Raw genomic sequence first — 25,227 nt, 5'->3', positions numbered from 1 at the left:
CCCCCCCCACGGGCGCGGGGGCGTTGGGTCGGGCCCACCTTTGCCTATGGAATGTTCCGGGCGCTGTCGCGGTATTCCCCCGACTGGGGCGGAACGCGGGGGGCCTAGGTGATCGGCCGCCGCTTCAGGGATGTCGCCGCCACATTCGGCCTTGATCCCTCCGGCGAGATATCGGGGCTCCTCGAACGGCGCGATACCTGGTCCGGGCGCTCCGTGCTGTGGCCGGTCGTCGGCACCGATCTGAAGATACCGGTCGACCTGGCGGCGCTGCCTGTCTATGGCCGCAGCCGCGCCTTCGAGGGTTTCCGCGGCTTCGGCGTCGCCCGCGCCAGCGACGCGGTCGTCGATCCGGAGGCCATCGGCATGGCGCTGGTGCCCAATGGCCAGGCGCCGGCAACGCCGGAACCACAAGCCATCCAACCCGCACCCGAACAGCCGAACGCTGAGGAGCCCAAGGCCGAGGACACGCAGGCATCGGATCCGTTCAAGGGCGAGGTGCCGGCGTTGACTATCGTGCCGAAACAGGAGCGGCGCTTTGCCGACAAGGTGATCCGGCTCGCCGAACATCGCCAGCCAGCCAACGACAAGGGCCTGTCGACCTTGGAACGCAGCGCGTTCCGCGAAATCGGCGAGCGGCTGAAGAAGGATAGTGCTCCGGTCGAGTCGCCTGAGGCTGAGACTGCGGAGGCGTCGACAGCGGAGGCCGAGGCTCCGGTCAAGCCGTCCGACGACCCGATGCACAGCGGCGTCATCCCTGCGTCAGGGCCAGAGAACGAGCCGGTCGAGCCATCCGATGTCGATGCCGAAGACGAGCAGGATTTGGTACGGCTTGACGGTCACCCGGACGAAGCGGCTCGTGAAGCCCCCCCTGGGATGAATGTGACGGGCTCGTTGCTCGACTATGCCGGCCAAGATGACGAACGTGGCCCCGTGGCGGCGGAACCAGAGAACACCGCTGCCGTTTCGCCCGGCGAAGAGCCTGAAGCCACTGACGCGACACATGATGGCCTTGATGACGACAGCATGACGTCAGCAGATTTTCGCGATGCTGAAGACAGTGAGGACTGGGCGCAGCCCGACGAGGAAGCCGCGCCGCCCGACGAGCAGGCGGTTGCCAAGGAAACCGTCAATGCAGACGACGCTGCGGAAATACGCGTCGAGCGCCCTCGCCTGCAGGTTCCGCCGCTCAAGGCCGAAGGGTTCATGCCGTCGGCGTTTTCCGCCGGAGATGAACACAAGGCTCCGGACACGTCGCTGCTCGGCAAGCTCCCCGTGCCGCTGCTCATCCATTCCGGGGACCAGTTGCATTATGCGAATGAGGAATTCCTCAGCCTGACCGGCTACGAGGCGCTTGACGATCTGGCGGATGCGGGCGGCCTCGGCGCGTTGTTTGCCGACCCCTATGCCGATGACGGCGTTTCCGACGGCACCGATCGCGCGCTGCGGTTGAAAACACGTGACGGACAGGAATTCCCGATCGAGGCCATTTTGCGCTCGGTTCCCTGGCGCGACGGCAAGGCGCTGATGCTGGTCGTGCGACGCTCCGGCGAGGATGATGCGCCGGCGAGCCTGCATGTCGTTGGCGACGAGCAGACGCAGCCGGATATTTCCGAGCTCAAGGCGCGCATCGCCGAGATGCGCACCATTATCGACACCGCCACCGACGGCGTCGTGCTGATCGGCCGTGACGGCACCATCCGATCGATCAGCCGGCCGGCCGAAGCGCTGTTCGGCTTCGACAGCGATGATGTGACCGGCAAGCCATTCGCCTCGCTGTTTGCGATTGAAAGCCAGCGCGCGGCACGCGACTATCTCAATGGGCTGTCCGAGCCCGGCGTGGCGAGTGTCATGAATGACGGCCGCGAGGTGATCGGGCGCGAGTCGCAAGGACGCTTCATTCCGCTGTTCATGACCATCGGCCGGCTGCCCAACGACAGCGGCTTCTGCGCCGTCGTTCGCGACATCACGCAGTGGAAGCGGGCCGAAGAGGACTTGACGCAGGCACGTGCGGTGGCCGAGCGCGCGTCCTCGCAGAAGACCGATTTTCTGGCCCGCATCAGCCACGAGATCCGCACCCCGCTCAATGCCATCATCGGTTTTTCGGAATTGATGGTCGACGAGAAATTCGGACCTGTCGCCAACGACCGCTACCGCGACTATCTGCGCGATATCAACCGCTCGGGCAATCATGTGCTCGACCTGGTCAACGACCTGCTCGACATCTCCAAGATCGAGGCTGGCCAGCAGGAGATGGCCTATGAGGCGGTGTCGCTCAACGACACGCTGGCCGAAACGGTGGCGATGATGCAGCCGCAGGCCAACCGCGAACGGGTCATCATCCGCTCCAGCTTCGCTTCGCGGCTGCCGGAAGTGGTGGCCGACCTGCGCAGCGTGCGCCAGATCGCGCTCAACATCCTGTCGAATGCCATCCGCTATACCCAGGCCGGCGGCCAGGTGATCGTCTCGACCGCCTATGAGACGTCGGGCGACGTCGTCATGCGGGTGCGCGACACGGGCATCGGCATGAGCCATGCCGAGATCGAGCAGGCGCTGAAGCCGTTCAAGCAGATCAACGCCCTGAAGCGCGGACGCGGCGACGGGACCGGGCTTGGACTGCCATTGACCAAAGCGATGGTGGAAGCCAACCGTGCCCGGTTCACCATCAATTCGACACCGGGCGAAGGCACTCTGGTCGAGGTGGCTTTTCCGTCGACCCGTGTGCTCGCGGAATAGGTCAGCCCTCTCCGCGGTTCGGTCCCGATAAAAAGAAAAGGCGCCCAGAGGACGCCTTAAGAGATGGGATTGCTGTCACAACGGGGGCTTGAGCGAATTCGGATCCTCGGGGCTGAGGAACGGGATTTCTCCCTCAAGTTACGTGCGACTATCGACGCCGGACCTTAACAACTCCTTACCGGGGCGCCGGAAAATTTACGAATGTGTACCACTCATGAAATCTAGGTAAATTCTAGCGAGATATTTCGTTAACCATGCCGGCTGCCAATTACTCGGCCAGTTGCGGCAGGTTCTTGAACAGCTCAAGCGCCTCTGGATTGGCGAGCGCTTCCTTGTTCTTGATGGCGCGGCCATGCACGATGTCGCGCACCGCAAGCTCGGTGATCTTGCCCGACTTGGTGCGCGGGATGTCGGTGACGGCGACGATCCTTGCCGGCACGTGCCGCGGGCTCGCGCCGCTACGGATTTTTGCCCGTATGCGTTTTTCCAAGTCCTCGTCGAACTGCACGCCGGCGGCTAGCCGCACGAACAGGACGACGCGCACGTCGTTGTCGAAGTCCTGTCCGATGCACAGTGCTTCCAGGATCTCAGGCATCTGCTCGACCTGGTTGTAGATCTCCGCCGTGCCGATCCTCACCCCGCCCGGGTTGAGCGTGGCGTCGGAGCGGCCATGGATGATGAGACCGCCATGCTCGGTCCATTCGGCGAAATCGCCATGACACCAGACATTGTCGAAGCGTTCAAAATAGGCCGCCCGGTACTTCTTGCCATCGGGGTCGTTCCAGAAGCCGATCGGCATCGCCGGAAAGGCTTTTGCGCAGACCAGCTCACCCTTTTCCTGCCGGACCGGCCTGCCGTCGTCGTCCCAGACATCGACTGCCAGGCCGAGGCCGGGTCCCTGGATCTCGCCGGTCCAGACCGGCTGCGTCGGCACGCCGAGCACGAAGCAGGAGACGATGTCGGTGCCGCCGGAGACCGAGGCCAGATGCACGTCCTTCTTGATGCCGTCATAGACGAAGCGGAAGTCTTCCGGCGACAGCGGCGAGCCGGTGGAGGAGATTGCCCGCACAGTGGCCAGATCATGCGTGCGGATCGGCTTGAGACCAGCCTTGCGCACGGAATCGATGAACTTGGCCGAGGTGCCGAAAAAGGTCATCTTCTCGGCATCGGCGAAATCGAACAGCACATTGCCGTCGGGATAGAAGGGCGAACCGTCATAGAGCAGCAGCGTGGCACCCGAAGCGAGCCCCGACACCAGCCAGTTCCACATCATCCAGCCGCAGGTGGTGAAGTAGAAGAAGCGGTCGCCATCGGTGAGACCGGCATGCAGCTGATGTTCCTTGACATGCTGGATCAGCGTGCCGCCGGCCGAATGGACGATGCATTTGGGAATGCCGGTCGTTCCCGACGAAAACAGGATGTAGAGCGGATGCGAAAACGGCAGCGGCTCGAAAGTGACGGACTTGCCGGCGAACGGCGACAGCGCCTCTTCCAGCGCTACCGCCTTGTCGATGGTCCCGGCGACATCGCTCGACGTGCCGAGATAGTCGATGACCAGGATCTTGCGGACAGTGCCGAGCTTGGCCGCGACCGCGGCGATCTTGTCGGCGACTTCGATCGCCTTGCCATTGTACCAATAGCCATCCGGCGCGATGAAGACGACGGGCTCGATCTGGCCGAACCTGTCGAGCACGCCCTGCTCGCCGAAATCGGGAGAACAGGACGACCAGACGGCACCGATCGAGGCGGCGGCCAGCATGGCGGCGACGGTCTCCGGCATGTTGGGCATCATGGCGGCGATGCGGTCGCCCTTCTTCACCTTGAGCGACAGGAAAAGCTGCTGCAGCCGCGAGGTCAGCGCGTGCAACTCGTTCCAGGACAGCCGGCGCTCGACCTTGTCTTCGCCGCGAAACACGATTGCGTCGGCCGCGCCGGTCTTCTTCAGCAGATTCTCGGCGAAGTTCAGCGTGGCGTCGGGAAAGAAAGAAGCGCCGGGCATCTTGTCGCCGTCGACGAGCAGGTTATCGCCCTTGTCGCCGACGATGCCGCAGAAATCCCAGGCCAGGCTCCAGAACCCTTCACGGTCCTCGACCGACCAGGCGTGAAGCTGCGAATACGAGGAAAACGCTACGCCGGCTTTCACTCCGGCGGCCTTGGTGAAGGCGGTCAAGGGTGCTGCGTCAATCTGGTCTTGCGTCGGGGTCCAGAGCGGTTGTCCGGCAGCCATGATCGTTCCTCCACGGTCGCCATCGCTTATGCATATCGCAGCGCAGCAGAGCAAGATTTTGTTCGGCTGATGCGACCAGATGTGCGCAAATGCCATCGCCGGGCCATAAAGACTTGAAATGCCTCAGCCCTAAGTCGTAGTGACAACTTGAAGTCGTGTTGGCGGCCGGAAGTGTGGGCACGACTGAACTCGTGGTGACGACTGCAGTCGTGGTGACGACTGGGGTTATACCCGTCGGGCGATTTGTCGGAATGGAAGCATACGGGGCCATATGCCATCATCTATGATCCGGCGCGGAATATGGGCGATCGGCGCTGCCGTGATCGTCATCGCGCTGGTCGTTGCCGCCCTGCCGCTGATCGCCTCCACCCGTATCGTGCGCGACCGCATCGCCTGGGAAATGAGCGCGTGGAGCGGCTTCCGGGTCGCCATCGACGGTTCGCCGCGCATCGAGGTCTGGCCGACATTCCGGGCAATCCTGACCGATGTGACGCTTTCACAATGGACCGACACCGAGGCGCCGCCTGTGGTCGAGGCAGAACGGGTCGAGGTCGACCTTTCCGCCATGGCGGCGCTGCGCGGCGACGTGGTGTTTTCGACGGCGCGGCTGGTGCGGCCGACGATCCGGGTCCAGCGCACGCCTGCCGGCCTTTTCCTGCCTGCTGTCCCGACCGGCGGGCGCATCACGCGTTCCATCGACACGGCGCGCGGCGTGGTCAATGCCGACCCCGCCAAGCCGGACCTCGACAAGCTGCCTACCGACACCTTCGGCACGGTCGAGTTTCGCGACGGCCGAATGGTCGCCTCCATCGGCGGCAAGGACGTCGAGATCCTGAGCAGTTTGAACGGTCAGGCGAATTGGGCGGCGATGAACAGCAATGCGACGCTGTCGGCAACAGGGATCTGGCGGGGCGAAAGCGTCGCGCTGGACGTCGCCTCGGCCAAACCGCTTGTGCTGTTTGCCGGCGGCACGGCGCCGCTGACGCTGTCCTTCAAGGCGGCACCCGCCACCTTCTCGTTCGACGGCACGGCCAGCATGTCTGAAAATACCTATTTCGACGGTCAGGCGAAGTTCTCGGCGCCCTCGCTGCGGCGTGTCCTGGAATGGTCGCAGGCCGGCATCGCTCCGGGTGCAGCGATCGGCTCGGTCAGCATCTCGAGCAAGATCACCGCGACCGGCGGGCGCGTCAAGTTCGACAACACGGCGATTGCGCTCGACAACAATCCGGGGATGGGTGCACTGGACCTCTCGCTTGGCGAAGCACAACCGGTGATCTCCGGTACGCTCGCCTTCGACACGCTCGACCTCAGATCGTTTCTTTCGGCCTTCACCCCGCTGGTGCCGACCGGAGGGGCGGGACCCGGCGAAATCGACACAAGTTTCGCCGACAAGATCAATCTCGATCTGAGGCTGTCGGCAGCCCACGCCACGGCGGGGCCGATCCAGCTCGCCGATGTCGCCGCCACCGCCCAGGTCAAGGATGGTCTGTCCGTCTTCGACATTTCCGATGCCTCGGCCTTCGGCGGCAACATCCAGACCAGCCTTCGCTTCGATCGCAAGCCGGAAGGCTCGCAGGTCGAGATCCGCCTTCTGGCGTCCGACATCGACGGCGGTGCTTTCGGCACGGCGGCAGGGATGACGCGGCTGGTGCCGGTCGGCACGGGCACCGTCTCGGTGATCCTCAAGGGGCCGGGCAGAACCTGGGATTCCATCTTCGACAATGCCGACGGCTCGGTCTCGGCGACGTTCGGGCCGGGTGCGTTGAGCAAGCTCAACCTGCCGGCCTTCCTCAAACATACCGAACAGGGCGGCTTCTTCGCGCTCGACGATGTCTCTGACGGAACATTGCCGATCGACGGTGCTGAGATCAAGGCCACCATTTCGAAGGGCGTAGCGCGGATCGACAAGGCCGAGGCCAATTCAGCGAAGTACAAGATCTGGCTATCCGGCATCGCGTCCTACGCCGGGCGCGGACTGGCCTTGTCCGGCGGTGTCATTCAGCCTGACCAGGCGGCAACGCAGGCCAACGGCCAGCAAGGTCCCAACCAGTCGTCGTTCTTCGTCGGCGGGACATGGAGCACGCCGTTCATTTCCCCGATCAGCCGCGGCGTTTCGGGGGAATAGGCCGCCACCGCGCCTTCTGTCTTTCACCCGCGCTGCGCGGCCTGCTCGTCGAGCTGGCGCTGTACCTCACGCCGTTTGTTGGCAAGCGAGGCGATGATGACGCCAATCGCCACGACAGCGATCAGGATGGTGCAGGCGGCGTTGATTTCCGGTGTCACGCCGAGGCGAACCTGGCTGTAGATCTTCATCGGCAGCGTCGTGGCGCCCGGCCCGGAGGTGAAGCTGGCGATGACCAGATCGTCGAGCGAAAGCGTGAAAGCCAGCATCCAGCCGGAGACGATCGCCGGCATGATGACCGGCAATGTGATCTGGAAGAAGGTCTTCACCGGCGTTGCGCCAAGATCCATCGCGGCTTCTTCCAGCGAGCGGTCGAAAGTCATGAGGCGCGACTGCACGACCACGGCGACGAAGCACATGGTCAGCGTGATGTGGGCGAGCGTCACGGTGAGGAAGCCGCGGTCGAGCCCGACAGCGACGAAGAGCAGCAGCAGCGACAGGCCGGTGATGACTTCCGGCATGACCAGCGGCGCAAAGACCATGCCGGAGAACAGCACCCTGCCCTTGAAGCGCGTGTAGCGGGTCAAGGTGAGTGCCGCCACGGTGCCCAGCACCGTCGCAACCGTGGCCGAGATCAGGCCAACACGCGCCGTCACCCAGGTCGCGTCCATGAGACCTTGGTTGTGGAACAGCGAGACGTACCATTTGGTCGAGAAACCGCCCCAGACCGTGACCAGTTTCGATTCGTTGAACGAGAAGACGATGAGCAGCACGATCGGCAGATAGAGAAAGGCAAATCCAAGCACGATCGAGGTGATGTTGAAGCGGCTCCAGGTGGCGTTCATGAGGTCACCTGTCCATTTCCTGAGCGCGCGCCTGGGCCCGCTGGAAGAGCATGATCGGCACGATCAGCAGCAACAGCAGGATGACGGCGACGGCCGACGATACCGGCCAGTCGCGATTGGCGAAGAACTCGTTCCACAACGTCTTGCCGATCATCAGCGTCTGCGATCCGCCGAGCAGATCGGGAATGACGAACTCGCCGACAGCCGGAATGAACACCAGCAGACAGCCCGCGATGACGCCGGGCAGCGAGAGCGGGAAGGTGATTTTCCAGAAAGCACTTGTCGGCGGGCAGCCAAGATCCTTGGCCGCCTCGATCAGCGAATAGTCCATCTTCTCGAGAGCGGAATAGAGCGGCAGCACCATGAACGGCAGGTAGGAATAGACGATGCCGATGAAGATCGCCGTATAGGTGTTGAGGATGATCAGCGGCTGGTGGATGACGCCGGTGGCGAGCAGCAGCTGATTGAGCAGCCCTTCGGGCTTGAGAATGCCGATCCAGGCGTAGACGCGGATCAGGAACGAGGTCCAGAACGGCAGGATCACCAGCATCAGCAAGGTTGGGCGGATCGTCGCCGGCGCGCGCGCCATGCCGTAGGCGATGGGATAGCCGACGAGCAGTGTCAGGACCGTCGAGACCGCGGCGATGATGACGCTGGTCACATAGGCGTTGAAGTAGAGCGCGTCCTGCGTCAGCCAGGCGTAGTTGTCGAGGCTGAGTTGTTTCAGCTGGGCGAGGAACCCGGAAACTCCGCCGCTGAAATCGAGCGCCGGCGTATAGGGCGGAATGGCGATCGCCGTCTGCGACAGCGAGATCTTGAAGACGATGACGAACGGAATGAGGAAGAAGAACAGCAGCCAGACATAAGGGATGATGATGACCAGTCGGCCAACGAAGGCAGCACCCAGCCTGGCGAGGATGGATTTGCCGGCATTGGTCGTCGGAGAGGCTGATGCGGTGGTGACGGCGGCGCTCGACATGGTCGCCCCTACCGCGTCAGCACGACGCCGGCGTCGGGCCGGAAGGAAACCCAGGCGCGGTCGTTCCAGCTCAACGGATCCTCGGTGATGCGGGCCGCGTTCATGGTGCTGGCGCGCACCACCTGGCCGTCGTCCAGCCTGACATGATAGACGGTCATGTCGCCGAGATAGGCGATGTCGTAGACCTCGCCCTCGATGGCGTTGACCGCCTCGGCCGGTTTCTTCGACGACACCTTGATCTTTTCGGGCCTGATGGCGAAGGTGACGGCCGTCCCGGCGCCGGCGGTGCCGGCATTGTCGGTGCGGATGGTGATGCCGTTGCCGGCATCGATGCTGGCGCTGCCGGCCTCGCCACGCGCGATCTTGCCCTCGAACATGTTCACATTGCCGACGAAGCCGGCGACAAAGCGCGACCCCGGCGCCTCGTAGACTTCGGCCGGCGTTGCCACCTGCATCACCTCGCCCTTGTCGATGATGGCGATGCGATCGGCCATGGTCATCGCCTCTTCCTGGTCGTGGGTGACGACGACGAAGGTGAGGCCGAGGTTCTGCTGCAGGTCCATCAGTTCGAACTGCGTCTCCTCGCGCAGCTTCTTGTCGAGAGCGCCAAGCGGCTCGTCGAGCAGCAGCACTTTCGGCCGTTTGGCGACCGAACGGGCGAGCGCGACGCGCTGGCGCTGGCCGCCGGACAGCTGATGCGGCTTGCGCTTGGCGAACTGCTCGAGCTTGACCAACTTCAGCATCTCGGCAACGCGCGACGCGATCTCGGGCTTCGGCATGCCGTCCTGCTTGAGGCCGAAGGCGATGTTGTTCTCGACCGTCATGTGCGGGAACAGCGCGTAGGACTGGAACATCATGTTGACCGGCCGCCGGTAGGGCGGGATGCCGCGCAGATCCTGGCCATCGAGCAGGATGCGGCCGGCTGTCGGCTCCTCGAAGCCGGCGAGCATCCTGAGCAGCGTCGATTTTCCACAACCAGAGGCGCCGAGCAGGGCGAAGAACTCGCGCTCGAAGATGGTCAGCGACAGATTGTTGACGGCGGTGAAGTCACCGAACTTCTTGGTGACGTTGTCGAACTGGATGTACGGCTTGGCATTCGGGTCGTTCCACGGTGCAAAATCCCTGCGGATGCTGCCAAGCGATTTCATGTCCCACTCCGTCCTGATTCTTGCTTCTTACCCCAGGTAGAAACGGTCCCGGCAGGTGGCTGCCGGGACCGTGTCGGATTGCTTACTGGCCAGTGACGATCTTGGTCCAGGTGCGCGTGATGACGCGCTGGGTCTTGGGATCGTATGGCGAGACGGTGTAGAGCTTCTTTATGGTCTCGGCATCGGGATAAACCGAAGGATCCTCCAACAGTGCCTTGTCGACGAATTGCTGCGAGGCCTTGTTGCCGTTTGCGTAGAGCACGTAGTTCGACGACTTGGCGATAACTTCCGGCTTCATCATGTAGTTGATGAACTCGAGCGCCTCCGCGACATGCGGCGCGTCGGCAGGGATCGCCATCTGGTCGAACCACATCTGCGCGCCCTCCTTCGGCACGGAATAGCCGATTTCGACGCCCTGCTTGGCCTCGACCGCGCGGTTGCGGGCCTGGAACACGTCACCCGACCAGCCGACCGCCAGGCAGATATCGCCGTTGGCAAGCGCGTTGATGTATTCGGAGGAGTGGAACTTCCTGATGTAAGGCCGGACCTTGAGCAAGGTCTCCTCGGCCTTGGCGATATCATCGGGTGACGTGCTGTTCGGGTCGAGGTCGAGATATTTCAACGCCGCCGGGATGATGTCTGCCGGCGAGTCCAGCACGTAGACGCCGCAGTCCTTCAATTTCGCCAGGCTGTCGGGATTGAAGAAGACATCCCAGCTGTCGATCTTGTCGGTGCCGAGTGCCGCCTGCACCTTCTTGATGTTGTAGCCGATGCCAACCGTGCCCCACATGTAGTTGACCGAGTATTCGTTGCCGGGGTCGTACTTGGCGGTGCGCTCGGTAACCGTATCCCACATGTTGGAAATGTTGGGCAGTTTCGACTTGTCGAGCTTCTGGAACACGCCGGCCTGGATCTGGCGCGCGAGGAAGTTGCCGCTGGGCACGACGACGTCGTAGCCGCTGCCGCCGGCAAGCAGCTTGGTTTCCAGGATTTCGTTGGAATCGAAGGTGTCATAGACGACCTTGATGCCGGTTTCCTTGGTGAAATCGTCGATGATCGAACTGTCGATGTAGTCCGACCAGTTGAAGACGTTGACGACACGATCCGCGGCGTGACCGCCGACGGTGACAAGTGTCAGGAATGCCGAGGTAGCCGAAAGCCAGAGCGCTTTGCGGATCATGCTATTCTCCTTTGATGAGTGTTCCTTCACCGGCTCGTCGCGATATCAGCGCGACCGGCATTTTCTTCAGACTATTGAGCTTTCCAAGGGGCGACAAGCGCGAACTGCCGAGACCATGCAGGCGGTTCGATGAGATGGCTCGATGCCCCTGAGGCGGGCTGGGAGGCATACCGTCATAGGCTTTCGCCGTGGCGCGGGCAGAGATACGACGATATGGTCCGGTCTCGATCGGACCGGCTGGGAGACTTGGCAAGATACGCCTGTCTTGTTGTTGCCGTATTCCCAGCCTGCCCGTGCTGCAGCGACGTTGTCAATGGCAAAGCTGCAGGCCGCTTCAATTAGGCGACGGCACCCCGGTGACCCCGGCGCGTTCGGGCCGTGCCTGGCGCTTGAATTCGAGCCCGATATGGACGAGCAGCGCCGTGACAACCACCGCACCGCCAATGATGGTGCGCCCCGACGGCACCTCGGAATGGATGAGCCAGACCCATATCGGACCGAGGATCGGTTCGAACGTGCCGAGCAGCGCCGCGATGGCCGCCGGTATCAGCCGCGCTCCGGTGGCGAAGAAGGCGAGGCCGAGGCCGAGATTGACCACGCCGAAGGCAAACAGAAAGCCCATGTCGCTGACCGACACGGCGAAGGTCGATGCCTGCGAGACGGCAAAGCCGGCCGCGAGCATGGTGCCGAGGCACGTCGCTGGCGTCATGCGCACGCCGGAAAACCGCCGGGTGATGACGGTGGCGACCGAGAACATGACCGCGATCAACAGCGCCAGCCCATCGCCTATGGGCGAGACGGCGCCATCCAGCGATTCCGACACCATGATGGCGACGCCGGCAATGACGGCGGCAATCGCCACCCAGGTCGCGGCACCAACCCTTTCGCGGAACAATGCCCAGGCAAACAGCGCCGCCAGAAGCGGCACGCCTGCCTGCATCAACAGGATGTTGGCGACGGTGGTGTAGGCCAGCGCCACGACGAAGGCGGTCGATGCGGTGGCAAAGCAGATCCCGACGGCAAGGCCGGGCAGACCCATGTCGCGGAACAGCTTCAGCGTGCCACGCCAGCCGTCGCGCCAGACCATGAAGCCGACCAGGAAGGCGGCTGCCCAGACGGAGCGCCAGAAAATGACCGTCCAGCTGTCACCGACAGTGATGAAGCGGGCGATGGTGCCGCCGAAACTCCACATCAGCGCCGACAGGAAGACCAAAAGCATGCCGACGCGTTCCTCGCGCGGCGAGACGGCTGGCGATGGGACGATCGGCGATGCGGTATCGATCATGAGCGCGACTGTCGGGCTTTTGTGGACGGAACGATGCGCAAGGGGCGACAAAAAGATGCTCTGTTCGCGTAACGCAAAGGCGCAGGCCGGAACTGAGCCAGCGGCCGGCGACAATTGTGGCACCTTGCCCATTTCAGAGGAACACGGCGTTACTGGAAATCGAAAGCACTCAGGCCCGTCACCATCTCGTCAAGGCCGAGCGGGCGCGTCACCGGCGGCTCGGCGCGCGCGAGGCAGCCGACGCGCTCGCAAAGCCGGCAGGCAGGCCCGACCGGCGTCGCCGCGACGGTGCCGGCCTTTGCGGTGATTGCCGCACCGGGCAATGCCGCTCCATAGACGATTTCGTCACGAAAGCCGATGTCGCAACCGAGCAGCAGCGCGGTGCGGCGCGGGCGTTCCGAGAATGCGCCTTGCGGCCCTTCCAGCGTGCGGGCGATGCACAGGAACTCGGCGCCGTCGGGCATTTCCACCGCCTCGACGAAGACCTGGCCGGGTTGGGTGAAGGCAACATGCACGGGCAGCTTGGGACAGCCGCCGCCAAAGCGGCTTTGTGGAAACCCCTGGCTGCCGGCCTTGCGGAAGCGGTTGCCTGCATTGTCGACCTCCAGCATGAAGAACGGCACGCCGGAGACACCCTGCCGCTGCAGCATGGTCAGCCGGTTGGCTGCCTGTTCGAAGGAGACCCCGAAGCGCGAACGCAGGACATCGATGTCGTAGCGGGCGCGCACGGCAGCCGCATGAAAGGCCTGATAGGGCATCATCAGCGCATGCGCCGCATAACGGCCAAGTTCGAAGCGGGCCAGGCGGCGCGCCTCGTCGGTGCTCAGCTTGAGCGCCTGGATCTCGCCGGCGACCGCGACCGTCATGCGGATCAGGCAGGCCTCCATCGCGACTTCGCGCAGCTGGTCGAAAGGCGACAGGCGTTCGGACAGGAACAGGCGCTGCGAGTGGCGGTCATAACGGCGGCGCCAGTTCGGCATGGTGGCGACCGGCAGCACCTTGACGACGATGCCATATTCGCGCTTCAGCCAGGCCTTCAGCGCGCCGAACAGATCGTCGCCGGGATCGAGCACCGAGGTGAACGCCGCGGCCTCCTCCTCGAGGGCAGCGAAATGGTTCGGCCGGCGCTCGAAAATCTCGTGCACCTCGTCGATCGGCAGGCGGGCGCCGGAAAGCGCCGTCGCCCGACCCTCGCGCGCCAAAAGCTCGTTGAGATCGGACAGGCGTTCGGCCTGCTCACGATAGGCGCGGAACAGTTTTATCACCGCCGCCGACGCGTTGGGCGCGGCCTCGGCAAGCTCGATCAGTTCCTGATCACCCGGCAACTCGCCGACCAGCAGAGGATCGGTGAACACTTCCTTCAAGGCAGCGACAGACCCCCTCGCCTCGCCCTGCAGCTCGTGTGGATCGACCTTGTAGACGGAGGCCAGTCTGAGGATCAGCTGCACCGTCAGCGGCCGCTGGTTGCGCTCGATCAGATTGAGATAGGACGGCGAAATGCCAAGACCCTCGGCCATCGCCGTCTGGGTCAGGTCCTTGGCGTTGCGGATGCGGCGGATGCGCGGCCCGGCGAAGATCTTCTGGTCAGCCACGGACTGTCCTTTACAGCATTTACACGAATTTTCTGGGCTCTGGCCCTTTTACAACAATGACAAATTTACAACGTGCCTCTGTCAAACACAACACAGGTTTTCCCTTATATCTCCTCAGTTTTCTAGATTTTTGTGGCTGATCTCGCACAGAAATGTAAATCCAGTCATACCCCACGACCCCCAAATGCTTGACGCCTTGACACAGTTCAGCAATTCCTCGGAGTGACCAATGACTGATTTTTACAACCTCGTCCCATCGGCCCCGGAAGGTCGTTTCGACGGTATCGAACGGCCCTATTCCGCGGCGGATGTGAAGCGTCTGCGCGGGTCGGTGCAGATCCGTCAGAGCCTCGCCGAAATGGGTGCCAACCGGCTGTGGAAGCTCATCCATGAGGAGGACTTCGTCAACGCGCTCGGCGCCATGTCCGGCAATCAGGCGATGCAGCAGGTGCGCGCCGGGCTGAAAGCGATCTACCTGTCGGGCTGGCAGGTTGCCGCCGACGCCAACACGGCTGGCGCGATGTATCCGGACCAGTCGCTCTATCCGGCCAATGCAGCGCCCGAACTCGTCAAGCGCATCAACCGGACGCTGCAGCGAGCGGACCAGATCGAAACGTCCGAAGGCAACGGGCTTTCGGTCGAGACATGGTTCGCGCCAATCGTCGCCGACGCGGAGGCGGGTTTCGGCGGACCGCTCAACGCTTTCGAGATCATGAAAGCCTTCGTCGAGGCGGGTGCCGCCGGCGTCCACTATGAAGATCAGCTGGCATCGGAAAAGAAATGCGGCCATCTCGGCGGCAAGGTGCTGATCCCGACCGCGGCGCACATCCGCAACCTCAACGCCGCACGTCTGGCGGCGGACGTGATGGGCACGCCGACCCTGGTCGTCGCGCGCACCGACGCGGAAGCCGCCAAGCTGCTCACTTCCGACATCGACGAGCGCGACCAGCCCTTCGTCGACTACGGCGCCGGGCGCACGGTGGAAGGTTTCTACCATGTCAGGAACGGCATCGAGCCCTGCATCGCCCGCGCCATCGCCTATGCGCCTTACGCGGATCTGATCTGGTGCGAGACCTCGAAACCCGACCTGGCACAGGCCAGGAGATTCGCCGAGGGCGTGCGCAAGCATCATCCCGACAAGCTGCTCGCATACAATTGCTCGCCCTCGTTCAACTGGAAGAAGAACCTCGACGACGCGACGATCGCCAGGTTCCAGAAGGAGCTCGGCGCCATGGGCTACAAGTTCCAGTTCATCACGCTCGCCGGCTTCCACCAGCTCAATTACGGCATGTTCGAACTGGCGCGCGGCTACAAGGCACGGCAGATGGCGGCCTATTCCGAGTTGCAGGAAGCGGAGTTCGCGGCCGAAGCCAATGGCTACACCGCGACCAAGCACCAGCGCGAGGTCGGCACCGGCTATTTCGACGCCGTGTCTATGGCGATCACCGGCGGCAAGTCGTCGACCACCGCCATGCATGAATCGACCGAGCACGCGCAGTTCAAACCAGCCGCGGAATAGCGGACCACAGAAATACAGAGGAAACGCCAACAGGGCTTGGAACACAAGGAGAAGACCAATGGCATCGATAAGCCGCGTCAAGGAACGCGCCGAGGAACAGTCGACGACGATGAGCGTCGACCAGCAAGCGACGATCCGCATGCTGGCCAACGACCTGCACCGCCTCAACCAGTCGGTGATGAAGGCGGTCGAGGCGGGCGTCTCGGTGGAGCTCGTGCGCTCGGCACGACATCACGGCGGCGACGGCAACTGGGGCGATCTGCTGATCCCGGTGATCGTCACGCAGCAGAGCCACGGCTGACCGAAATCCATGCAACCGACCCTTCACCTGCGCAGCCTCTGCGCAGGTGAATTTTCTTTTCATCAAGCTCACGTGTGGACAGTTGAGTACAGTAGCGTTGCTTGAAATTCACTGCTCCCGGCGATGATTTAGGGTACTTTTATTTCAACTTGACATAGGCTCCGATCTCACGCCAATTGCGCTCCGGATTCAACTCTGCATTGAAATAGGGGCGAGCTTCTTGGCCGACTTGTGTGCCCGGTGAACCGCGAAGGCGAGACTCCAAGACATCCGAATCTGGCGACCCGTGACTCGAGCGCCGAGGCGATCCGTGATCCGTCGCAGGTGCTTGTCGTCGGGAAATCGCCAATCAATCGCGTGGTGATTTCAAAGATCGTCGAGCGATCCGGGCTCAAGCCAATCTCGGAATCTCCCGACACGGCGGCAAGGATCTTGCGGTCCCTCATTCCCGGTGCGGTTGTCCTTGACGGCGGCGCCGACAACACGGACTGCGACAATCTGATGTCCAGCATCGCCGCGTTGCGCCGCGCCTCGGGCAAATCGCTGCCACCGGTAATCCTGCTGTCAACCAAGAATGGCACGACGGAAAGCCTGGGCCTGTCTGGTATCATCGACGTGGTGGTCGCCAAGCCGATCACGCCCGAACGGTTGCAACCGGTGATCGATCGCCTCATCGGCCGCTAGAGCAACCAGAAAAGTACTCGGAGTTTCCGTGCGGGAACCAGAAACCAAATAGCTGGATGCTGTGATCAACCTGCATTCACGATGCTTTCGATTAATCCGGGCAGTTGTCCGAGATCGGATATCTGGCGGAACCTCGATTCGGTTACCGGCGCCTCGACATGCTCCAGCACCCACGTCAGTTCGTGCGGCACATGGACACCCCAGCCGCCGGCCTCGATGGCCGGCACCACATCCGACTTCAGCGAGTTGCCGACCATCATGCTTTTCGCCGGACCATCGCCGTGGCGGTTGAAAAGCCTGCTATAGGTGGCTGCATTCTTGTCGCTGACGATCTCGACCGCGTCGAACAGGTCGCCAAGGCCTGAGCCAGCCAGCTTGCGCTCCTGGTCGAAGAGGTCGCCCTTGGTGATCAGCACTAGGCGGAATGCGCCGGCAAGCTGTTCGACCGTCTCGCGGGCGTGCGGCAAGGCCTCGATCGGATGGCTCAGCATCTCGCGGCCGGCATCGAGAATCTCCGCTATGACCGAGGCCGGCACACGGCCTTGCGTCACCTCGATCGCCGTCTCGATCATCGACAGGGTAAATCCCTTGATGCCGAAGCCATAGACGGCGAGGTTGCGCCTTTCGGCGTCCAGCAATCGTGCCGAGATATGCTCGGCTTCGCCATGCTCGACGAGCATGGCGGCAAAGCGCTTTTCCGTCAGCCGGAAGAACTGCTCGTTCTGCCACAGCGTGTCGTCGGCGTCGAAGCCGATCGTCGTCAGTCTGCCGTTGCGCCGCATTGAACGTCTCGATTGGTTTGGGGAATGGGAAACTAAGCCGATTGGCGTGATTTTCAACGCACCGGCCAATGCCCGACGCGGCTCCCCTTCCCTTCCATAGGAGGGCACGGCTATACTCCACAATCCGCAACCCAATCTGGTGAATGATGCCGCCTGCAAAAAAGGAAGTCCGTCCGTCGAGCCGCGGAGGACGCGCCCGCACGCCTGCCTTCGTGAAAAATCAACGGGGCGTCAAGAACTGGAAGGAAGTCAGCGCCTGGCTGGAGTGGCGCGGCATCGAGGATATCGAGTGCATCACGCCCGATCAGGCAGGCGTTGCGCGTGGCAAGATGATGCCATCGAAGAAATTCACCTCCAACACCTCGCTGGCACTACCTTCGGCTGTCTTCATGACGACGATCTCCGGCGGCTACCCCGAGGATGGCAATGGCTTCCATTACCCGGAAGACGACGGCGACCTCAAACTGATGCCGGACCTGTCGACGCTGACGGTGGTCCCCTGGGAAGAAGACCCGACGGCCGCGGTCATCTGCGATCTCGTCCACCAGGACGGACGCTCGGTCGAGTTCACGCCGCGCAACGTGTTGAAGCGTGTGGTGGCTGCCTATGACAAGCTCGGCCTGAAGCCAGTGGTGGCGCCCGAGATCGAGTTCTACCTGGTGCGCAAGAATCCCGATCCGGACTATCCGCTGACCCCGCCTGTCGGCCGGTCGGGACGCGCGATCGGCGGCGGCGCCGGCTATTCGATCGCGGGCGTCAACGAATTCGACGAACTGATCGACGACATCTACCATTTCTCCGAAAGCCAGGGCCTGGAGATCGATACGCTGATCCACGAGGAAGGTGCCGGGCAGTTGGAGATCAATCTGCGCCACGGCGACCCGATCGAACTGGCCGACCAGGTGTTCATGTTCAAGCGCACCATTCGCGAGGCGGCGCTGAAGCACGAGATCTACGCCACCTTCATGGCCAAGCCGATCCAGGGGCAACCCGGCTCCGCCATGCACATCCATCAGTCGATCATCGACAAGAAGACCGGACAGAACATCTTTTCGGCCGCTGACGGCTCGGAAACCTACGATTTTTTCCACTTTATCGGCGGCATGCAGAAGCATGTGCCGAACGCGCTGGTGATGTTCGCGCCCTACGTCAATTCCTACCGCCGGCTGACACAGGCGGCGTCGGCGCCGGTCAACAACAAATGGGGCTATGACAACCGCACCACGGCATTTCGCGTGCCACGTTCGGATCCGGCGGCTCGGCGCGTCGAAAACCGCATCCCGTCCTCCGATGCCAACCCCTATCTAGCGCTTGCGGCATCGCTTGCCTGTGGGCTGATCGGCATCACCAACAAGATCAAGGCCGAGCCTCCCGTGCTGACCACCGCCAATGCCGACGAGATCGACCTGCCGCGCGGCCTGCTCGAAGCCGTCGACCTGTTCGAGGGCGACGAGGAACTCTGCGCGCATCTGGGCAAGTCCTTCGCCGCCACCTATGCGGCGATCAAGCGGGCGGAGTTCGAGACCTTCATGGAAGTGATCAGCCCGTGGGAGCGGGAGTATTTGTTGCTGAATGTTTAGGGGAGTAGGGGAGTAGGGGAGTAGGGGAGTAGGGGAGTAGGGGAGTAGGAACGAATGGCCGAAAAAACAGGTTCCTACAAGGACTTGCTGGTTTGGCAGCAGGCGATGGACCTTGCAGTGGCTATTTACGGCGCAACGAAATCTTGGCCAAAGGAAGAACTTTATGGACTGACCAGCCAAGTGCGACGCGCTGCAAGCTCGGTGCCGCCAAACATAGCGGAGGGGTATGGCAGAGAAATTCGAGGCTCCTACCTGCAGTTTCTCCGTATAGCTCAAGGGTCATTGAAGGAACTGGAAACTCAGCTTCTGATTGCTGAACGCACCGGCATCGCGCCGAAAGCGACGACGGCCTCGTTGTTGGCGAACACCGAAAGTGTGGGAAAGCTTCTTCGACTTCTCATCCGTAGACTTGCAACCGAATAGCTCCCCTACTCCCCTACTCCCCTACTCCCCTACTCCCCTACTCCCCTACTCCCCTGCGAGCATCATGCCCTACCAATCCCCGATCTCCCCCGGCCGGTCCTGGTATGAGGACACGGCCGGCCCGCGGCCTGAATATCCAGCGCTTGATGGCGACCGGGCATGCGATGTCGTCATCGTCGGCGGCGGCTTTACCGGTCTGTCGGCGGCGGCGCATCTGGCCAAGGCAGGCACCAATGTCGTGCTGATCGACGCTTACCGCTTCGGCGATGGCGCCTCCGGTCGCAATGGCGGGCAGCTCGGCACCGGCCAGCGCGCCTGGGCCGAGGACCTGGAAGCCGAGTATGGCTTGGCCCGCGCCAAGGCGCTGTTTGATCTTGCCGAAGAGGCCAAGGCGCATCTCCTCGAATTCACTGCCGCCAACCAGATCGATATCGACTATATGCCGGGCCAGCTCTCGGTGGCGCACAAGCCGCGCTATGTCGACGACTACAAGGCGCATGCCGAGATCATGGCGAGCCGTTTTTCCTACCCGCATATCTCGTTCATGGATGCCAGGGAGACGGCGGAGCGGTTGGGCTCGACCGCCTATTTCGGCGGCACGCGCGACACCGGCACCGGCCACATCCATCCGATGAAGCTGGTGATCGGCACGGCGCGGGTGGCAGCGCTTGCAGGCGCGCAGCTGTTCGAGGGGACGCCGTCGACCGGCATCATGTCCAGTGGCGGCAAGGTCAAGGTTTCGACACCGAGGGGGACGGTGACGGCGCAGAAATGCCTGATAGCGGTCAACGCCTATGGCGGCGCGCTCGAGCCGGTTAGTGCGGCGCACATCATGCCGATCGGTTCCTTCATCGGTGCGACCGTGCCTTTGGGAGCGGATTCGAACGTTTTGCCGGGCGGCGAGGCGGTCGACGATTCCCGCTTCGTCGTGCGCTATTTCCGCAGATCGAAGGACGGACGGCTGCTGTTTGGCGGACGCGAGGTCTATGGCGTCAACGATCCGAAGGATATCCACATTCACATCCGCCGCCAGATCGCGGAACTCTATCCGGCGCTCGGGGATGTCGAGATCACGCATGGCTGGGGCGGCTATGTCGGCATCACGGTGCCGAGAAAGCCTTTCGTGCGCGAAGTGATGCCCAATGTGATCTCGGCCGGCGGCTATTCCGGCCACGGCGTCATGCTGTCGAACTACTTCGGTAAACTCTATGCTGAAACCGTTGCCGGCAACCGCGACCGGCTGAAGCTGATCGAGAATCTGAAAATCCCGCCGTTCCCCGGCGGTCGGCGCTTCCGCACGCCGCTGCTGTTCCTGGCGCTCAACTGGTTTGCGTTGCGGGACAGGATCTAGCCGACCGACCTGATGTAATATTGTAATATTCATTGTAACATTTGTTGCCCGTGCGACGCATTGCGCAATTTCCCGCAAAGGCGCAGAATCCCCTATAATGGCGTACTGATGCCACAATCGCAGGCGAAAGCTGCCGGTTCTGGGCGATTGTTCGGGGATTGTTGCGGGACTGCCCGCGTTGTTTTTTTGACCTATGCGGATCAGACGCCGGACTTCCGGCACCGACCGATAGAACGTCGGCCCCGCTTATGGAGGTGGCAAGAGTGAGAGAGCCCTTCAGTTTCGGTACGCCGGAACGTCGGCGCTTTGCCATGCAGTTCGGATACGACATGCGGCCGTCCTTCTGGCAGGAAGTCCGTTCGAACTCGCATCTGGTGATCGCCGCGATCGGCACTGCCGCGCTGCTTGGCGTCGCCGCCGTGGCGCTGTGGCTGGCATTGCCGGCCAGCGACAGACAAGCGGCAGCGAGCCCCGAGCAGACCATTCCAACGGTTCCGGTGAAGACGACGAAAATAACCCCGGTTGGGGCCGCGGTCGCCGCGGCAGCCGTGCCGCAGGCGCGCAAGTCCGACGCTATTCCGACAACCGTGGCGGCCGCGCAAGCCAACATCTCCGCACTCGCCGCCAACGATCCGCGCTGGACCGGTTCGCAGCCGAAGGACGCCGCCACTTCCGATTCGACTGCTCCCAGCCAGGCAGCGGACAAGCAAGCTGCGGCATTCGCACAGCCGGCAGCCGATACCGATGCCGCCACCGAACTTGCCAAGGTAGCCGCGCCCAGCGCAGCCGCGGGCAACCACCCCGACGGCGCACAAACCGCCGCCATCCCCGCGGTGCAGCCGCAAGAGCCAGCGGCAGAAGGCGATGACAGCCAAGCCAAGGCGAAGCCCAGGAAAGCCGCAGCCGCCGGAACAGGGCGCATCCTGAGGGCCGTGACCATGCGAAGCGGCCCGAAGAAAAATGCCGCCGCCATCGGTACGGTGCCAGCCAAAACCTCGGTGCAGGTGATGAGCTGCAAGAAATGGTGCCAGATCACCTACAACGGCAAGACCGGCTGGATCTACAAGAGTTACATCAAGACCGGCGCCTGACGCCCACCGCTCTGCGTGAGGCAGGCCTGTTGTTCTGATGCATGTCGTTCTCCCAAACCGGGGCCGCTTTCGAGCGACATACATCAGGCTTTCAGATGCAGCGGCCGCCATCGACCTCCAGCGCCACGCCGGTGATGAAGGCGGCCTCGTCCGAGGCCAGCCAGAGTGCGGCGTTGGCGATGTCGAGCGGCGTCGAAAGCCGGCCGAGTGGGATCGATGCGCGGAACTTCTCGCGGATCTCGGGCGTGTCGGCGCCCATGAATTTCTCCAGCATGCCGGTCTCGCCGGCAACCGGGCAGAGGCAGTTGACGCGGATGTTCTTCGGCGCCAGTTCCACCGCCATCGATTTGGTGGCGGTGATCGCCCAGCCTTTCGACGCATTGTACCAGGTGAGGCCGGGGCGCGGCCGCAGACCCGCGGTGGAGGCCGTGGTCAGGATGACGCCGCCGCCCTGCCGCTCCATGATCGGCACCACGGCAAGTGCCGCGTGATAGATCGCCTTCATGTTGACGGCGGTTATCAGGTCGAAGGTGTCCTCGTCGACATTGAGCATGTCGCCGTTGCGATGGGTGTAACCGGCATTGTTGACCATGATGTCGATGCGGCCGAAGGCGCTTTTCGCGGCATAGATCATCTCGTCGAATTCGGAGCGCAGCGAGACATCCGTCTGGGTCCAGATCGCAGCTTCACCGATTTCGCCGGCGACGCGCTCCGCACCCCTGGCGTTGAGATCGGCGACAACGACCCTGGCACCCTCCTGCGCAAAGCGCCTGGCGATGCCCTCGCCAAAACCCGACGCAGCACCGGTGATGATCGCAACCTTGTTTTCCAGACGCATGTTTTTTCCGCTCATTATTGGTGACGATCAACGGGCACGTCATTGGCGCTCATCCGCGCAAAGCCACGGCTTCTGACCGGATTGGCCGAAAGATGTGGGTCCATCGCCGATTTCTCCTTTGGCTTTCGCGTCGATCCCGCTCTATGCTGCAACTGCGAAGGCTTCCGGAGCCGCGCCTTCGACAAGCCTCCGGGTCATCGGACTGTCAAGGGGCAGGCGCATACACCCAGATGTGACACCATGGCACTGGAAAATTTAAATCGATTAGATTATATCAGCCGCGTCACAGCGACCGGCGTCAAAGCGGACAGACCATGACCAGCCAGATCATCCCCGTCGAGCCTTTCGACTTCATCATTTTCGGCGGCACCGGCGATCTGTCGGAACGCAAGCTTCTGCCGTCGCTCTATTATCGCCAGCGCGACCATCAGTTTTCGGAGCCGACACGCATCATCGGCACGTCGCGCTCGAAAATGAGCGATGAGGAATTCCAGGCCTTCGCCAAACAGGCGATCTCCGAGCACGTCAAACCGGCCGACATCGACGCCAAGGAACTGAAGACTTTTCTGGCGCGGCTGTCCTACGTCTCCGCCGATGCGACGAGCGGCGCCGGCTTCGACAAGCTTAAGAAGGCGATCGGCGACAGCGACCGCATCCGAGCCTTCTACCTGGCGGTGGCGCCGGCGCTGTTCGGCGACATCTCGCACAAGCTGAAAGAGCACAATCTGATCACGCCGAACTCGCGCATCGTGCTGGAAAAGCCGATCGGCCGCGATCTCGATTCGGCACGCAAGCTCAACGATCTGGTCGGCGACGACTTTCACGAAAGCCAGATCTTCCGCATCGACCATTATCTCGGCAAGGAGACGGTGCAGAACCTGATGGCGCTGCGCTTCGCCAACGCGCTCTACGAGCCGTTGTGGAATTCGGCCCATATCGACCATGTCCAGATCACCGTGGCCGAGACCGTCGGTCTGGAGGACCGCGTCACCTATTACGACAAGGCCGGCGCGCTGCGCGACATGGTGCAGAACCATATGCTGCAGCTGCTGTGTCTCGTCGCAATGGAAGCGCCGTCGTCGATGGATGCCGACGCCGTGCGCGACGAGAAGCTGAAGGTGCTGCGGGCGCTGAAGCGCATCAATGGCAACGAGGCGCCAAAGCACACCGTGCGCGGGCAGTATCGCGCCGGGGCTTCGGCCGGCGGACCGGTGAAAGGCTATGTCGAGGAGCTCGGCAAGGACAGCAACACCGAGACCTTCGTCGCCATCAAGGCCGAGATCGGCACCTGGCGCTGGGCGGGCGTTCCGTTCTACCTCAGGACCGGCAAGCGGCTGGCGACACGGGTTTCGGAAATCGTCATCGAATTCAAGCCGATCCCGCATTCGATCTTCGGCGACAGCGCCGGACCGATCTTCGCCAACCAGCTGGTCATCCGGCTGCAGCCCGACGAAGGCGTCAAGCAGTTCATCATGATCAAGGATCCGGGTCCGGGCGGCATGCGGCTGCGCCAGATCTCGCTCGACATGAGTTTCGCACAGTCCTTCGACGGCCGCGCGCCCGACGCCTACGAACGGCTGATCATGGACGTCATCCGTGGCAACCAGACCCTGTTCATGCGCCGTGACGAAGTCGAGGCGGCGTGGAAATGGATCGACCCGATCCAGAATGCCTGGGAAAGTGCCAGGCAGGAGGCGCAGGGCTACACGGCGGGCACCTGGGGCCCATCGGCCTCGATAGCACTGATCGAACGTGACGGGCGGACATGGCACGAGAGCAATTGAACAGCGCCGCCTATAGCTGGAACGGCTTCGCCGGGCGCCAGGAACTGGCGGCAGCCCTTGCCGGCCATGTTGCAGGCAGGCTGACCAAGGCGATCGCCGAGCGCGGCACGGGGTTGCTCGCCGTCTCCGGCGGCACCACGCCGGCAAAATTCTTCGCCGCCCTTTCGGCGATACCTATCGCCTGGGACAAGGTGATCGTGACGCTGGTCGACGAGCGTTTCGTGCCGGCCTCCTCGCCACGCTCCAATGCCGGGCTGGTAGCCGCCAATCTGTTGCAGAACGCGGCAAAGGCGGCTCGTTTCGTGCCGCTCTATCACGAAGCCACCAGCATCGAGGATGCGGCCTCGTCCGACGATGCAGCGCTCCGGTCCTTGCCCTGGCCGCTCGATGTCGTCGTTCTCGGCATGGGGCCGGACGGCCACACCGCCTCTTTCTTTCCCGATGCCGACGATCTGGCAACGCTGCTCGAGCCGTCTTCCGACAGGATCGTGCTGCCCGTTCATGCGGCAAGTGCGGGCGAGCCGCGGCTGACCCTGTCGCTGGCGCGCATCGTCGAAGCCGGCTTCATCGCGCTGCACATGGAGGGTGAGGACAAGCGTGTCGCCTTCGACGGCGCGGTTGCGCCCGGGCCGCGAAAGCCAATCCGTGCCGTGCTCGACGCAGCACATAAGCCCGTAGAGGTTTTCTGGGCCCCCTGAATCTCGATTTACTCTGGTCCCGGCAAACGGCGGGAGGATGTTTCCGGGACCTCGCCTGAAAGGAC

The 25,227-nt window shown here is 62.8% G+C and carries 19 protein-coding genes and 1 pseudogene; 11 read left to right on the top strand and 9 right to left on the bottom strand.

Annotated elements, in window-relative coordinates; genetic code table 11:
* Positions 1 to 2,733, top strand: a pseudogene (locus NKH52_RS27855) (histidine kinase dimerization/phospho-acceptor domain-containing protein); the annotation flags it as partial.
* 268 nt (positions 2,734 to 3,001) lie between these two features.
* Here the strand turns inward: NKH52_RS27855 and NKH52_RS27850 are convergent.
* Positions 3,002 to 4,960 (bottom strand): acetoacetate--CoA ligase, encoded by a 1,959-nt coding sequence (locus tag NKH52_RS27850; RefSeq protein ID WP_352735543.1) that lies wholly within the window; start codon positions 4,958 to 4,960, stop codon positions 3,002 to 3,004.
* A 271-nt stretch (positions 4,961 to 5,231) separates the two neighbouring features.
* On the opposite strand from NKH52_RS27850, the gene NKH52_RS27845 reads away from it, so the two are divergent.
* A complete protein-coding gene (locus NKH52_RS27845) occupies positions 5,232 to 7,085 on the top strand; it encodes an AsmA family protein (protein WP_352735544.1) in 1,854 nt (617 codons plus the stop codon).
* Between the two features lie 23 nt (positions 7,086 to 7,108).
* Here the strand turns inward: NKH52_RS27845 and NKH52_RS27840 are convergent, their stop codons facing one another.
* From NKH52_RS27840 to NKH52_RS27815, 6 genes are all read right to left on the bottom strand, one after another.
* Positions 7,109 to 7,927 carry an ABC transporter permease gene (locus NKH52_RS27840; protein WP_352735545.1) on the bottom strand — a complete coding sequence of 273 codons (819 nt, stop codon included), beginning with the start codon at positions 7,925 to 7,927 and terminating at the stop codon, positions 7,109 to 7,111.
* A 4-nt stretch (positions 7,928 to 7,931) separates the two neighbouring features.
* Positions 7,932 to 8,906, bottom strand: a complete 975-nt coding sequence (locus NKH52_RS27835; RefSeq protein ID WP_023809176.1) for an ABC transporter permease subunit — start codon at positions 8,904 to 8,906, stop codon at positions 7,932 to 7,934.
* Positions 8,907 to 8,914: 8 nt separating this feature from the next.
* Positions 8,915 to 10,054: an ABC transporter ATP-binding protein gene (locus NKH52_RS27830; RefSeq protein WP_013530249.1), complete on the bottom strand. Its 1,140-nt coding sequence runs from the start codon at positions 10,052 to 10,054 to the stop codon at positions 8,915 to 8,917.
* Between the two features lie 82 nt (positions 10,055 to 10,136).
* Positions 10,137 to 11,234, bottom strand: coding sequence for a polyamine ABC transporter substrate-binding protein (locus tag NKH52_RS27825; protein ID WP_352679279.1), 1,098 nt, complete (start codon positions 11,232 to 11,234; stop codon positions 10,137 to 10,139).
* A gap of 334 nt (positions 11,235 to 11,568) precedes the next feature.
* Entirely contained in the window at positions 11,569 to 12,519 is a 951-nt protein-coding gene (locus NKH52_RS27820) for a DMT family transporter (protein ID WP_352679282.1), read from the bottom strand.
* 149 nt (positions 12,520 to 12,668) lie between these two features.
* On the bottom strand, positions 12,669 to 14,111 hold the full coding sequence (locus NKH52_RS27815; protein WP_352735546.1) for a helix-turn-helix domain-containing protein: 1,443 nt from the start codon (positions 14,109 to 14,111) through the stop codon (positions 12,669 to 12,671).
* 229 nt (positions 14,112 to 14,340) lie between these two features.
* Between NKH52_RS27815 and aceA the strand changes: the two genes are divergently transcribed.
* From aceA to NKH52_RS27800, 3 genes are all read left to right on the top strand, one after another.
* Positions 14,341 to 15,630 carry an isocitrate lyase gene (gene aceA / locus NKH52_RS27810; RefSeq protein ID WP_352735547.1) on the top strand — a complete coding sequence of 430 codons (1,290 nt, stop codon included), beginning with the start codon at positions 14,341 to 14,343 and terminating at the stop codon, positions 15,628 to 15,630.
* A gap of 58 nt (positions 15,631 to 15,688) precedes the next feature.
* Positions 15,689 to 15,931 (top strand): SMc00767 family acetate metabolism repressor, encoded by a 243-nt coding sequence (locus tag NKH52_RS27805; protein WP_006202762.1) that lies wholly within the window; start codon positions 15,689 to 15,691, stop codon positions 15,929 to 15,931.
* A 231-nt stretch (positions 15,932 to 16,162) separates the two neighbouring features.
* Complete coding sequence (locus NKH52_RS27800; RefSeq protein ID WP_352735548.1) at positions 16,163 to 16,615, top strand: response regulator; 453 nt, start codon at positions 16,163 to 16,165, stop codon at positions 16,613 to 16,615.
* Positions 16,616 to 16,680: 65 nt separating this feature from the next.
* Here NKH52_RS27800 and NKH52_RS27795 read toward each other — a convergent pair whose 3' ends face one another.
* Entirely contained in the window at positions 16,681 to 17,397 is a 717-nt protein-coding gene (locus NKH52_RS27795) for an HAD family hydrolase (protein ID WP_352735549.1), read from the bottom strand.
* Between the two features lie 143 nt (positions 17,398 to 17,540).
* Between NKH52_RS27795 and NKH52_RS27790 the strand changes: the two genes are divergently transcribed.
* The 4 genes from NKH52_RS27790 to NKH52_RS27775 all read left to right on the top strand — a co-directional run bounded on the left by NKH52_RS27790 (position 17,541) and on the right by NKH52_RS27775 (position 21,842).
* Entirely contained in the window at positions 17,541 to 18,977 is a 1,437-nt protein-coding gene (locus NKH52_RS27790) for a glutamine synthetase family protein (protein WP_352735550.1), read from the top strand.
* A 54-nt stretch (positions 18,978 to 19,031) separates the two neighbouring features.
* Positions 19,032 to 19,400, top strand: a complete 369-nt coding sequence (locus NKH52_RS27785) for a four helix bundle protein (protein WP_352735551.1) — start codon at positions 19,032 to 19,034, stop codon at positions 19,398 to 19,400.
* Positions 19,401 to 19,464: 64 nt separating this feature from the next.
* Complete coding sequence (locus NKH52_RS27780; protein ID WP_352735552.1) at positions 19,465 to 20,751, top strand: NAD(P)/FAD-dependent oxidoreductase; 1,287 nt, start codon at positions 19,465 to 19,467, stop codon at positions 20,749 to 20,751.
* 263 nt (positions 20,752 to 21,014) lie between these two features.
* Positions 21,015 to 21,842: an SH3 domain-containing protein gene (locus NKH52_RS27775; RefSeq protein WP_352735553.1), complete on the top strand. Its 828-nt coding sequence runs from the start codon at positions 21,015 to 21,017 to the stop codon at positions 21,840 to 21,842.
* Between the two features lie 91 nt (positions 21,843 to 21,933).
* Here NKH52_RS27775 and NKH52_RS27770 read toward each other — a convergent pair whose 3' ends face one another.
* Positions 21,934 to 22,680, bottom strand: coding sequence for an SDR family oxidoreductase (locus NKH52_RS27770; RefSeq protein ID WP_352441046.1), 747 nt, complete (start codon positions 22,678 to 22,680; stop codon positions 21,934 to 21,936).
* 314 nt (positions 22,681 to 22,994) lie between these two features.
* Here NKH52_RS27770 and zwf point away from each other — a divergent pair, with 314 nt between their 5' ends.
* Together zwf and pgl are read left to right on the top strand one after the other, a co-directional pair.
* Positions 22,995 to 24,464: a glucose-6-phosphate dehydrogenase gene (zwf, locus tag NKH52_RS27765; RefSeq protein ID WP_352735554.1), complete on the top strand. Its 1,470-nt coding sequence runs from the start codon at positions 22,995 to 22,997 to the stop codon at positions 24,462 to 24,464.
* The gene (gene pgl / locus NKH52_RS27760; protein WP_352735555.1) at positions 24,446 to 25,162 is read left to right on the top strand and encodes a 6-phosphogluconolactonase; all 717 of its coding nucleotides are present in this window, start codon (positions 24,446 to 24,448) and stop codon (positions 25,160 to 25,162) included. Before zwf ends, pgl begins: the two co-directional genes overlap by 19 nt.
* Positions 25,163 to 25,227 lie beyond the last annotated feature (65 nt).

The organism is Mesorhizobium sp. M1066, assembly GCF_040318635.1.
Classification (GTDB): Bacteria; Pseudomonadota; Alphaproteobacteria; order Rhizobiales; family Rhizobiaceae; genus Mesorhizobium.
The sequence above is the reverse complement of the archived record's forward strand: the minus strand, read 5'-3'. Positions and strand labels throughout refer to the sequence as shown.

Excerpts from the sequence above, each read along its gene's own strand:
- NKH52_RS27845 (WP_352735544.1), top strand. The coding sequence starts at position 5,232 with ATGCCATCATCTATGATCCGGCGCGGAATATGGGCGATCGGCGCTGCC.
- pgl (WP_352735555.1), top strand. The coding sequence starts at position 24,446 with ATGGCACGAGAGCAATTGAACAGCGCCGCCTATAGCTGGAACGGCTTC.
- NKH52_RS27795 (WP_352735549.1), bottom strand. The coding sequence starts at position 17,397 with ATGCGGCGCAACGGCAGACTGACGACGATCGGCTTCGACGCCGACGAC.
- NKH52_RS27820 (WP_352679282.1), bottom strand. The coding sequence starts at position 12,519 with ATGATCGATACCGCATCGCCGATCGTCCCATCGCCAGCCGTCTCGCCG.
- NKH52_RS27805 (WP_006202762.1), top strand. The coding sequence starts at position 15,689 with ATGGCATCGATAAGCCGCGTCAAGGAACGCGCCGAGGAACAGTCGACG.
- NKH52_RS27825 (WP_352679279.1), bottom strand. The coding sequence starts at position 11,234 with ATGATCCGCAAAGCGCTCTGGCTTTCGGCTACCTCGGCATTCCTGACA.
- NKH52_RS27790 (WP_352735550.1), top strand. The coding sequence starts at position 17,541 with ATGATGCCGCCTGCAAAAAAGGAAGTCCGTCCGTCGAGCCGCGGAGGA.
- NKH52_RS27780 (WP_352735552.1), top strand. The coding sequence starts at position 19,465 with ATGCCCTACCAATCCCCGATCTCCCCCGGCCGGTCCTGGTATGAGGAC.
- NKH52_RS27785 (WP_352735551.1), top strand. The coding sequence starts at position 19,032 with ATGGCCGAAAAAACAGGTTCCTACAAGGACTTGCTGGTTTGGCAGCAG.
- NKH52_RS27830 (WP_013530249.1), bottom strand. The coding sequence starts at position 10,054 with ATGAAATCGCTTGGCAGCATCCGCAGGGATTTTGCACCGTGGAACGAC.
- NKH52_RS27770 (WP_352441046.1), bottom strand. The coding sequence starts at position 22,680 with ATGCGTCTGGAAAACAAGGTTGCGATCATCACCGGTGCTGCGTCGGGT.
- zwf (WP_352735554.1), top strand. The coding sequence starts at position 22,995 with ATGACCAGCCAGATCATCCCCGTCGAGCCTTTCGACTTCATCATTTTC.
- aceA (WP_352735547.1), top strand. The coding sequence starts at position 14,341 with ATGACTGATTTTTACAACCTCGTCCCATCGGCCCCGGAAGGTCGTTTC.
- NKH52_RS27850 (WP_352735543.1), bottom strand. The coding sequence starts at position 4,960 with ATGGCTGCCGGACAACCGCTCTGGACCCCGACGCAAGACCAGATTGAC.
- NKH52_RS27840 (WP_352735545.1), bottom strand. The coding sequence starts at position 7,927 with ATGAACGCCACCTGGAGCCGCTTCAACATCACCTCGATCGTGCTTGGA.
- NKH52_RS27835 (WP_023809176.1), bottom strand. The coding sequence starts at position 8,906 with ATGTCGAGCGCCGCCGTCACCACCGCATCAGCCTCTCCGACGACCAAT.